This is a genomic window from Clostridioides sp. ZZV15-6597 (assembly GCF_020657815.1).
Lineage (GTDB): Bacteria > Bacillota > Clostridia > Peptostreptococcales > Peptostreptococcaceae > Clostridioides.
Genome location: NZ_JAGWCT010000115.1, coordinates 1 through 12,512, shown reverse-complemented (window position 1 = coordinate 12,512; position 12,512 = coordinate 1). Strand labels below are relative to the sequence as shown.

The following is a 12,512-nucleotide window of genomic DNA, read 5'->3' as shown; positions in this document are numbered from 1 at the left end:
ATCATATAGTGTGTAATGATATTTTAATTTAATACTATTAAAGAATATGTTTTTTACTATGTCAAACACAGACGTTAAATTAAAATATAAACAATTATTGTAATATGCACATATAAGGTGATATAATAAAAGGAAAAATATATAAAACTACATATTATTTTAAAAAATTACAAAAGTACTTTAAAAATAAAATGTAATAAATAATTAATTAACAAATATAAATTTAAAATGAGTTAAATACTTCTAAAAATCGAAATATGTAGATTTCAAGAAACGCATTTAAGGAGGAGTTAATAATGGAAAAATTACAAGGGAAAGTTGCAGTGGTTACTGCAGCAACTAAAGGTATTGGATTAGCATCAGCTGAAATATTGGCACAAAATGGAGCAGTTGTATATTTAGCAGCTCGTTCAGAAGAATTGGCTAATGAAGTTATAGATAGAATAAGTGCAGAAGGTGGTTGTGCTAGGTTTGTTTATTTTAATGCCCGTGAAGAAGAAACATTTACTTCAATGATAGAAGATGTAGTTAAAAAAGAAGGCAAGATAGATATACTTGTAAATAATTTTGGTTCGACAAATCCTTCACTTGATAAAGACCTTTTAACTGGAGATACAGATAATTTCTTTGATACAGTAAATACTAATTTAAAAAGTGTATATTTACCATGTAAAGCTGCTATTCCTCATATGATAAAGAATGGTAAGGGAAGTATAATAAATATATCTAGTATAGGTTCAGTATTACCTGACCTATCTAGAATAGCTTACTGTGTATCAAAAGCATCAATCAACTCATTAACTCAAAATATAGCAACACAATATGCAAAAGATAATGTTAGATGTAATGCTGTACTTCCAGGTCTTATTGCAACCAAAGCTGCTTTAGATAATATGTCTCCAGAATTTATAAAGGAGTTTCTAAAGCATGTTCCTTTAAATCGCATAGGGAAGCCAGAAGACATAGCAAAAGCTGTTTTATTCTATGCTAGTGATGATTCATCCTTTATAACAGGAGACTTACTTGAAGTAGCTGGAGGTTTTGGTTTACCTACACCACAGTTTGCAGATAATATATTAGGATAATTATATTACTAATATATAGTAAAAATAAAAAACTTAATTATAGTAGAAATTCTATTTTTATAAAGACTGTAGATATAATTTATGATGGAAATAGTTTAAGATTTAAAACTCCAGATTAAATTCATTTATGGTCTTTATTTTGTATATTTAACAGATTTTATATAAATACAATTATTTACTAGTACTTATTTATGAAATTATAATTAAATATGGGTATAGTAAAGGAATGTAACTTTTTATAGAAAATTACACCGATAAATGAAAAAATTGGATTTTATATTGAAGAATTGTACATAATACATAATATATGCTTAAAATAATTTACAAAAAATCAAAAATAATGCATAGTTTACATATAAGATAAAAAATATATTGAAAAATACTTGACATTATGCTAAAATTATTAGATGCGTTAGAATGAACTATTGTTTTATTTTTAATTATTGAGAGGTGAAAAGTGAATGCCACATCCTGTCACGATAGGTAAAAGAACTAGAATGAGCTTTTCTAAAATTAAGGAAATAGCTGATGTGCCAAATCTTATAGAAATTCAAGTAGATTCCTATGAGTGGTTTTTAAAAGAAGGTTTAAAAGAAGTGTTTGATGATATTTCACCAATAGAAGATTATACTGGTAATCTTATATTGGAATTTGTTGACTACTCTTTAGACGATAAACCAAAGTACGATATAGAAGAGTGTAAAGAGAGAGATGCTACATATTGTGCACCTCTAAAAGTTAAGGTAAGACTTATAAATAAAGAAACAGGCGAAATAAAAGAACAAGAAGTATTTATGGGTGACTTCCCTTTAATGACAGAAAGAGGAACTTTCGTTATAAATGGGGCAGAAAGAGTTATCGTAAGTCAATTAGTTAGATCTCCTGGTGTTTACTATGCGGAAGAGAGAGATAAAACAGGTAAGAGATTAATTTCATCTACTGTAATTCCTAATAGAGGAGCATGGTTAGAATATGAAACAGATTCTAACGATGTAATATCTGTAAGAGTTGATAGAACAAGAAAACAACCAGTTACAGTTTTACTTAGAGCTTTAGGAATAGGGACAGATGCAGAAATAATTGACCTTTTAGGAGAAGACGAAAGATTATCTGCTACATTAGAAAAAGATAATACTAAGACAGTAGAGGAAGGTCTTGTTGAGATATATAAAAAATTAAGACCAGGTGAACCACCTACTGTAGAAAGTGCATCATCTTTACTAAATGCTTTATTCTTTGATCCAAAGAGATATGATTTAGCAAAAGTTGGTAGATACAAATTTAATAAAAAACTTGCTTTATGCTATAGAATTATGAATAGAATTTCAGCAGAAGACATAATAAATCCTGAAACAGGAGAAGTATTTGTAAAAGCTGGAGAAAAAATAAGCTATGAGTTAGCTAAAGATATACAAAATGCAGGTATAAATGTAGTAAATCTATTAATGGATGATGATAAGAAAGTTAGAGTTATAGGAAATAATTTTGTAGACATTAAGTCTCATATTGATTTTGACATAGATGATTTAAACATAAAAGAAAAAGTGCATTATCCAACATTAAAAGAAATTTTAGATGGATATAGTGACGAAGAAGAAATAAAAGAAGCTATAAAATCAAGAATTAAAGAACTTATACCAAAACATATATTATTAGACGATATAATAGCTTCAATAAGTTATGAATTCAATATCTTCTATAATATAGGAAATATTGATGATATAGACCATTTAGGAAATAGAAGAATAAGATCTGTAGGAGAATTATTACAAAATCAAGTTAGAATTGGTCTTTCAAGAATGGAAAGAGTCATAAAAGAAAGAATGACAGTTCAAGATATGGAAGCTATAACGCCTCAAGCGTTAGTTAACATAAGACCAGTTTCAGCTGCAATAAAAGAATTCTTCGGTAGTTCTCAGTTATCTCAGTTCATGGATCAAACAAATCCTTTATCTGAGTTAACACATAAGAGAAGACTATCAGCTCTTGGACCTGGAGGTCTTTCAAGAGAAAGAGCTGGATTCGAAGTGCGTGACGTTCACCATTCACACTACGGTAGAATGTGTCCGATAGAGACTCCAGAAGGGCCAAATATCGGTCTTATAAACTCTCTTGGAACTTATGCAAAAATAAATGAGTTTGGATTTATAGAATCACCATATAGAAAATTTGATAAAGTAACATCAACAGTTACTGATGAGATACATTATTTAACTGCTGATGAAGAAGATTTATTCGTAAGAGCTCAGGCAAATGAGCCATTAACAGACGATGGTAAATTCGTAAACCATAGAGTTGTTTGTAGAACTGTAAATGGTGCTGTTGAAATGGTTCCTGAAAGCAGAGTAGACTATATGGATATATCTCCTAAGCAGGTTGTATCTGTAGCCACTGCTATGATACCTTTCTTAGAAAATGATGACGCCAACCGTGCCCTTATGGGAGCGAACATGCAACGTCAGGCAGTGCCTCTAGTTAGAAGAGAAGCACCAATTATAGGAACTGGTATAGAATATAGAGCTGCAAAAGACTCTGGAGCAGTTGTTGTTGCTAGAAATTCTGGTATAGCAGAAAGAGTAACAGCAGATGAGATAATTATAAAAAGAGAAGATGGAAACAGAGATAGATATAATCTACTTAAATTTAAACGTTCAAACTCAGGTACTTGTATAAATCAAACACCTATAATAACTAAAGGTGAGCAAATAATGCAAGGAGATGTTATAGCAGACGGTCCAGCAACTGATTTAGGAGAAGTAGCACTTGGAAGAAACTGTCTTATAGCATTCATGACTTGGGAAGGTTATAACTACGAAGATGCCATATTAATAAATGAAAGATTAGTTAAAGAAGATAGATTATCAACAATTCATATAGAAGAATATGAATGTGAAGCTAGAGATACAAAACTAGGACCAGAGGAAATAACTAGAGATATACCTAATGTTGGAGATAGTGCAATTAAGAACTTAGATGACAGAGGTATAATAAGAATAGGTGCAGAAGTAGATTCAGGAGATATATTAGTTGGTAAAGTAACTCCAAAAGGAGAAACTGAACTTACTGCTGAGGAAAGATTACTTCGTGCAATATTTGGTGAAAAGGCTAGAGAAGTTAGAGATACTTCACTTAAAGTACCTCATGGTGAATCTGGTATAATAGTTGATGTAAAAGTATTTACTAGAGAAAATGGAGATGATTTATCTCCAGGAGTAAATGAATTAGTAAGATGTTATATAGCTAAAAAGAGAAAAATAAAAGTTGGAGATAAAATGGCTGGTCGTCATGGTAATAAAGGGGTTATCTCAAGAATATTACCAGAAGAAGATATGCCATTCATGGAAAATGGAACTCCACTAGATATAATACTTAACCCACAAGGTATACCATCACGTATGAACATCGGTCAGGTTTTAGAGGTTCATTTAGGACTTGCTGCTAAGACTTTAGGATGGTATGTTGCAACATCAGTATTTGATGGTGCCAATGAGTATGATATAATGGATGCTCTTGAAGAAGCTGGATATCCTAGAGATGGTAAATTAACTTTATATGATGGTAGAACAGGTGAAACTTTTGATAATAGAATAACTGTTGGATATATGTACTACTTAAAACTACATCATTTAGTTGATGAAAAACTACATGCAAGAAGTACTGGACCATACTCATTAGTTACTCAACAGCCACTAGGTGGTAAAGCACAATTTGGTGGACAAAGATTTGGAGAGATGGAGGTTTGGGCTCTAGAAGCATATGGAGCTGCTCATATACTTCAAGAAATACTTACTGTCAAGTCTGATGATGTTGTAGGTCGTGTTAGAACTTACGAAGCCATAGTTAAAGGTGAAAACATACCTGAACCAGGAATCCCAGAATCATTTAAGGTTCTTATAAAAGAACTTCAAAGTTTATGCTTAGATGTAAAAGTATTAACAGATGAAGATCAAGAAATAGAAGTAAGAGAATCTGTAGATGAAGATGACACAATAGGTGAATTTGAACTAGATGTTGTAAATAACATGGGAGAAGTTGAAGAAAGTAATATAATAGAAGAAATTGAAGATGATTTTACGGAAACCGTAGAAGATGAGGATATAGAGAATTTAGAAGAATTTGCTGAAGAAGATTTATTTGAAGAAGAAATAGACTTTGTTGGTGATGACTTTGATGTGTAAATTTAATTAATGTAAATCTCAAATAGAAGGGAGAGAACTCCTTGTTTGAATTAAACAATTTCGAGTCGATAAAAATAGCATTGGCTTCTCCAGAAAAAATAAGACAATGGTCTAGAGGAGAAGTTAAAAAGCCAGAAACTATAAATTACCGTACTTTAAAACCAGAAAAAGATGGTCTTTTCTGTGAAAGAATATTTGGACCACAAAAAGACTGGGAGTGTCATTGTGGTAAATATAGAAGAGTTAGATACAAAGGTGTAGTTTGTGATAGATGTGGAGTAGAAGTAACTAAATCAAAAGTAAGAAGAGAAAGAATGGGACATATAGAGCTAGCAGCTCCTATGTCTCACATCTGGTACTTTAAAGGTATACCAAGTAGAATGGGACTTTTACTTGATATGTCACCAAGATCATTAGAAAAAATACTATATTTTGCTTCATATGTAGTAGTTGATCCAGGAGAAACTGGATTGAATGAGAAGCAGTTATTGACAGAAAAAGAGTATAGAACTGCTCTTGAAAAATACGGATATACTTTTACTGTAGGTATGGGTGCTGAAGCTGTAAAGATATTGTTACAAAACATAGATTTAGAGCAACAAAGCAAAGACTTAAGAGCGGAATTAAAAGACAGTACAGGACAAAAGAAAGTTAGAACAATAAGAAGATTAGAAGTTGTAGAAGCATTTAAAAAATCTGGGAATAAACCAGAATGGATGATTTTAGATGCAATACCAGTAATACCACCAGATTTAAGACCAATGGTACAACTTGATGGTGGAAGATTTGCAACTTCAGACTTAAATGATTTATATAGAAGAGTTATAAACAGAAATAATAGACTTAAGAGATTACTAGAGCTTGGAGCTCCAGATATAATTGTAAGAAATGAAAAAAGAATGCTTCAAGAAGCAGTTGACGCATTAATAGATAATGGTAGAAGAGGTAGACCTGTAACAGGGCCTGGAAATAGACCACTTAAGTCTTTATCAGATATGTTAAAGGGTAAACAAGGTCGTTTCCGTCAAAACTTACTTGGTAAGCGTGTTGACTACTCAGGACGTTCTGTTATAGTTGTTGGACCAGAACTTAAATTCTATCAATGTGGTCTTCCAAAGAAAATGGCACTAGAACTATTCAAGCCATTTGTTATGGATAAACTAGTTAAAGAAGGATATGCACATAATATAAAAAGTGCAAAATCTATAGTAGAAAAAGTTAAGCCAGAAGTTTGGGATGTTTTAGAAGATGTTATAAAAAGCCATCCAGTTCTTCTTAACCGTGCGCCGACTCTACATAGATTAGGTATACAAGCATTTGAACCAATTTTGGTTGAAGGTAAAGCTATAAAGCTACATCCTCTTGTATGTACAGCTTACAATGCAGACTTCGATGGAGACCAAATGGCGGTTCATGTACCTTTATCAGTAGAAGCACAAGCAGAAGCAAGATTTTTAATGCTTTCTGTAAACAACATTCTTGCTCCTAAAGATGGTTCTCCTATAACTACTCCATCTCAGGATATGGTTTTAGGTTGTTATTATCTAACAATAGAAGCACAAGATGATGCTAAAGGAACAGGAATGGTATTTAAAGATTTTAATGAACTATTACTTGCTTATTACAATAAATCAGTTCATCTACATGCCTTAGTAAAACTAAAAGTAACTCTTGAAGATGGAAGAAGCTCATTAGTTGAAAGTACAGTTGGTAGATTTATATTTAATGAAAGTATACCTCAAGATTTAGGATTTGTAGATAGAAATGAAAACCCATTTGCTCTTGAAGTTGACTTCTTAGCAGATAAAAAATCTCTAGGTAAAATAATAGATAAGTGCTTTAGAAAACATGGAAATACAGAAACAGCTGAATTACTAGATTATATAAAATCTCTAGGATTTAAATACTCTACATTAGGTGGTATAACAGTTGCTGTTGCTGATATGAGTGTTCCAGAAGAAAAGAAAGTATTTATAGCTGAGGCAGAAGCAAAAGTTGATAAATATGAAAAAGCATACAGAAGAGGTTTAATCTCTAATGAAGAAAGATATGAAAAAGTTATAGAGACATGGACAGAAACAACTGATAAGGTTACTGATGCTCTTATGGGTGGACTAGATAGATTAAACAATATATATATAATGGCACATTCAGGAGCCAGAGGTTCTAAAAATCAAATTAGACAGTTAGCAGGTATGCGTGGTCTTATGGCCAATGCATCTGGTAAAACAGTTGAGATACCAGTTAAATCTAATTTCCGTGAAGGTTTATCAGTACTTGAATACTTTACATCTTCACATGGTGCCAGAAAAGGTCTTGCCGATACAGCTATACGTACAGCTGAATCTGGATACTTAACAAGAAGACTTGTTGATGTAAGTCAAGATGTTATTGTAAGAGAAGTAGATTGTGGAACAGAAGATACTACAGAAATTTATGCTATAAAAGAAGGAAATGAAGTTATAGAAGAGATATATGATAGAATTGTAGGAAGATATACTATAGACCCTATATTAAATCCTGAAACTGGTGAAGTTATAGTTGAAGCTGATGCTATGATACAAGAAGATGAAGCAGAAACTATAGTAGCTTTAGGAATTGAAAAAATTAGGATAAGAACAGTTCTTAACTGTAAAACTAATCATGGAGTTTGTTCTAAGTGCTATGGTAGAAACTTAGCTACAGGAAAAGAAGTTAATATAGGTGAAGCAGTTGGTATAATAGCAGCTCAATCTATAGGTGAGCCGGGTACTCAGCTTACAATGCGTACATTCCATACTGGAGGGGTTGCAGGAGCCGATATAACTCAAGGTCTTCCAAGGGTTGAAGAATTATTTGAAGCTAGAAAACCAAAAGGTTTAGCTGTAATAACTGAAGTATCTGGTAGAGTTGAAATAGATGAAACTGGAAAGAGAAAAGAAGTAAATGTAATACCAGAAGAAGGCGAAACTCAAACATATGTGATACCATATGGTTCTAGATTAAAAGTTAAGCAAGGACAGATATTAGAAGCTGGAGATCCTTTAACACAAGGATTTATAAATCCTCATGATATAGTAAGAGTAAAAGGTGTTAAAGGTGTTCAAGAATATATAGTTAAAGAAGTTCAAAGGGTTTATAGACTTCAAGGGGTTGATGTTAACGATAAGCATATAGAAGTTATAGTAAGACAAATGCTATCTAAAGTTAAAGTTGAAGACCCAGGAGATACAGATTTATTACCAGGTGGATATGAAGATGTATTAACATTTAATAGATGTAACGAAGAAGCTATAGCTAAAGACTTAAGACCAGCAGTTGCTAAAAGAGTATTACTTGGTATAACTAAAGCATCTCTTGCAACTGATTCATTCTTATCAGCAGCTTCATTCCAGGAAACAACAAGAGTATTAACAGAAGCTGCAATAAAAGGTAAAGAAGATCACCTAATAGGGCTTAAAGAGAATGTTATATTAGGTAAACTAATACCAGCAGGAACAGGAATGAAGAAATATAGAAATATAGCTGTTGAAAAAATTGAAGATTAATGGCAGATAGAGTAAAGAAATCTTGACAACCATTATTTGTGGTGTTAAAATAGTAAAGTGTGTTGTTTAAAAGTACACTAAGGGCTTATATGAGCTCTTAGTGACTTTTAAATGGCAATAAACAAAAACTAAAAGCATCAAGCTAGAAAAATGCTAATATCACATATTCATGTGTTATAGACATTAAATTGTAAGTAACAAATGTTACAATCAGTCAGTATGAGTATTCATATTGATGTAGTTGGCGGTCACTGATAAGATCGAAAATTTGGAAGGAGGTGCAGATGATGCCAACAATTAACCAATTAGTTCGTAAAAGTAGAAAAGCAGTTGAAAAGAAATCTACTGCTCCAGCATTACAAAAAGGTTACAACTCTTTAAACAAGAAAGTAACTGACGCTAGTGCTCCACAAAAAAGAGGGGTTTGTACTTCAGTAAAAACAGTTACTCCTAAGAAACCTAACTCAGCTTTAAGAAAAGTTGCCAGAGTTAGATTAACTAATGGTATAGAAGTTTCTGCTTATATACCAGGAGAAGGACATAACTTACAAGAGCATAGTGTTGTTCTTATAAGAGGCGGAAGAGTAAAAGACCTTCCAGGGGTTAGATACCATATACTAAGAGGTACTTTAGATACAGCAGGTGTTGATAAGAGAAGACAATCAAGATCTAAGTATGGTGCTAAGAAACCTAAGGACGCTAAAAAATAAAAACAATTAATGATTGATTATAGTTCGGTGCTTTAAATATATAGATATTTATGGCATCACGGCATTAAATGATTTATGTCGAGTACCTATGATTTAAGTTAAATAATTAAGGAGGGAAGCGAAATGCCAAGAAAAGGTAATGTTCCAAAGAGAGAAGTTTTACCAGATCCTATGTATGGGAGTAAGGTAGTTACTAAATTAATAAATAATTTAATGGTAGACGGAAAAAAAGGAAAGTCTCAAACAATAGTTTATGATGCTTTCACAATTATTGCTGAAAAAACAGGAGAAGATGCTTTAGAAGTATTTAATAAGGCAATGGATAATATAATGCCTGTTTTAGAAGTAAAAGCAAGAAGAGTTGGTGGGGCAAACTACCAAGTACCAATCGAAGTTAGACCTGAAAGAAGACAAACATTAGGTTTAAGATGGTTAGTAAAATATACTAGAGCTCGTGGAGAAAAAGGAATGGTTGATAAATTAGCTAAAGAAATAATGGACGCAGCTAACAACACAGGAGCTTCAGTTAAGAAAAAAGAAGATACTCATAAAATGGCAGAAGCTAATAAAGCATTTGCTCATTATAGATGGTAGGATATATAGATATCTTATAAAATTGAGGATATCATAAGGAGGATAACCATGGCTAGAAAGTTTCCTTTGGAAAGAACTAGGAATATAGGAATCATGGCTCATATAGATGCAGGGAAAACTACTACTACAGAAAGAATCCTGTTTTATACTGGGCAAACTCATAAGATAGGAGAAACTCATGAAGGGGCTTCTCAAATGGACTGGATGGAGCAAGAAAAGGAAAGAGGTATAACAATAACTTCTGCCGCTACTACTGCTTCATGGAAAGACCATAGAATAAATATAATAGATACTCCTGGACACGTGGACTTCACAGTTGAAGTTGAAAGATCTCTAAGAGTTCTTGACGGTTCAGTTGCTGTATTCTGTGCAAAAGGTGGAGTTGAACCTCAATCTGAGAATGTATGGAGACAAGCTGAAACTTATGGAGTACCTAGAATAGCTTTTGTAAATAAAATGGATATATTAGGTGCAGATTTCTACAATGTTGTAAGCATGATGAAATCTAGATTAAATTCTAATGCAGTTCCTATGCAATTACCAATAGGTAAAGAAGATTCATTTATAGGTATAATAGACTTATTAAAAATGGATGCTGTTATATACAAAGACGACTTAGGTGTTGAAATGGAAGAAACAGACATACCAGAAGATATGAAAGAATTAGCTACAGAGTGGAGAGAAAAATTAGTTGAAGCAGTAGCTGAAACTGATGAAGAGTTAATGATGAAATATCTTGAAGGTGAAGAACCTACTATAGATGAATTAAAAGTTGCTATAAGAAAAGCTACTATAGCTTGTGAAATGAACCCAGTTTTCTGTGGTACAGCTTATAGAAACAAAGGTGTTCAGTTAGTAATAGATGCAGTTTTAGATTACTTACCAGCACCAACTGATATAGCAGCTATAAAAGGTATATTGGAAGATGGAGAGGAAGCTGAAAGACATTCTTCTGATGAAGAGCCATTCTCTGCATTAGCATTCAAAATAATGACTGACCCATTTGTTGGAAAACTAGCGTTCTTCAGAGTTTACTCTGGAACATTAGAATCTGGTTCTTATGTTTTAAATGCAACTAAGAATAAGAGAGAAAGAATTGGTCGTATACTACAAATGCATGCCAATACAAGAGAAGAAATAACTAAAGTTTATGCTGGAGATATAGCAGCAGCAGTAGGATTAAAAGATACTACTACTGGAGACACATTATGTGATCCTGCTAATCCAATAATACTTGAATCTATGGAATTCCCTGAGCCAGTTATATCTGTTGCTATAGAACCAAGTTCTAAAGCAGCTCAAGAAAAAATGGGTATAGCTCTTCAAAAATTAGCTGAAGAAGACCCAACTTTCACAGTTAAAACTGACCAAGAAACAGGACAAACTATAATATCTGGTATGGGTGAATTACACTTAGAGATAATAGTAGATAGATTATTAAGAGAATTTAAAGTAGAAGCTAAAGTTGGTGCTCCACAAGTTGCATACAGAGAAACTATAACTCAACCAGTTGATGTTGAATACAAGTACTCTAAGCAATCAGGTGGTAGAGGACAATATGGTCACGTTAAGATTAGAGTTGCTCCTCAAGAGCCAGGTGAAGGATACAAATTCACAAACAAAACTGTTGGTGGATCTGTACCAAAAGAATATGTTGGTCCAGTTGACATGGGTATACAAGGAGCTATGCAATCTGGTATAGTTGCTGGATATCCAGTTGTAGACGTTGCTGTTGAGTTATATGATGGTTCTTACCATGAAGTTGACTCTTCTGAGATGGCGTTCAAGATGGCTGGTTCAATGGCATTTAAAGATGCTATGAAGAAAGGTAATGCAGTTCTTTTAGAGCCTTACTTCAAAGTAGAAGTTGTTACTCCAGAAGATTACATGGGAGATGTTATGGGTGACTTAAACTCAAGAAGAGGATTAATCCAAGGAATGGAAGCAAGAAGTGGTGCACAAGTTATAAATGCATTTGTTCCACTTTCAGAAATGTTTGGATACTCTACAGACCTAAGATCTTCAACTCAAGGTCGTGCAACTTATACAATGATATTCGATCACTATGAACAAGTTCCAGCTTCAGTTGCTAAAAAGATAGCTGAAGGAAAATAATTTAAAAATTAATTAATAATATAAATATAAAAAATAATCAGCAAGACGAGACCTGTCTCGTCTTGCACAAGATAAAGGGAGGAAATTCAAAATGGCTAAAGCTAAATACGAAAGAACAAAACCTCATGTTAATATAGGAACAATAGGACACGTTGACCACGGTAAAACTACATTAACAGCAGCAATAACAAAAACATTATATGACAGATACCAATTAGGAGAAGCGGTAGATTTCGCAAACATAGATAAAGCTCCAGAAGAAAGAGAAAGAGGAATCACAATATCAACAGCACACGTTGAGTA

Annotated in this window: 7 protein-coding genes; all 7 read left to right on the top strand. The window is 32.8% G+C overall.

What is annotated here, in order from left to right; translation table 11 throughout:
* The first annotated feature begins 296 nt into the window (after window positions 1-296).
* Complete coding sequence (locus KGF52_RS18010; RefSeq protein ID WP_227830406.1) at window positions 297-1,085, top strand: SDR family NAD(P)-dependent oxidoreductase; 789 nt, start codon at window positions 297-299, stop codon at window positions 1,083-1,085.
* A gap of 461 nt (window positions 1,086-1,546) precedes the next feature.
* A complete protein-coding gene (locus tag KGF52_RS18005; RefSeq protein ID WP_227830407.1) occupies window positions 1,547-5,263 on the top strand; it encodes a DNA-directed RNA polymerase subunit beta in 3,717 nt (1,238 codons plus the stop codon).
* A 41-nt stretch (window positions 5,264-5,304) separates the two neighbouring features.
* Entirely contained in the window at window positions 5,305-8,790 is a 3,486-nt protein-coding gene (rpoC, locus tag KGF52_RS18000; protein WP_227841120.1) for a DNA-directed RNA polymerase subunit beta', read from the top strand.
* A 287-nt stretch (window positions 8,791-9,077) separates the two neighbouring features.
* Entirely contained in the window at window positions 9,078-9,500 is a 423-nt protein-coding gene (gene rpsL / locus KGF52_RS17995; protein ID WP_227437039.1) for a 30S ribosomal protein S12, read from the top strand.
* 123 nt (window positions 9,501-9,623) lie between these two features.
* Entirely contained in the window at window positions 9,624-10,094 is a 471-nt protein-coding gene (rpsG, locus tag KGF52_RS17990) for a 30S ribosomal protein S7 (RefSeq protein ID WP_227830409.1), read from the top strand.
* Window positions 10,095-10,142: 48 nt separating this feature from the next.
* Window positions 10,143-12,209 (top strand): elongation factor G, encoded by a 2,067-nt coding sequence (gene fusA / locus KGF52_RS17985; RefSeq protein ID WP_227437035.1) that lies wholly within the window; start codon window positions 10,143-10,145, stop codon window positions 12,207-12,209.
* A gap of 91 nt (window positions 12,210-12,300) precedes the next feature.
* On the top strand, window positions 12,301-12,512 hold a 212-nt coding region (locus tag KGF52_RS17980), incomplete at its 3' end, for a GTP-binding protein (protein WP_021411599.1).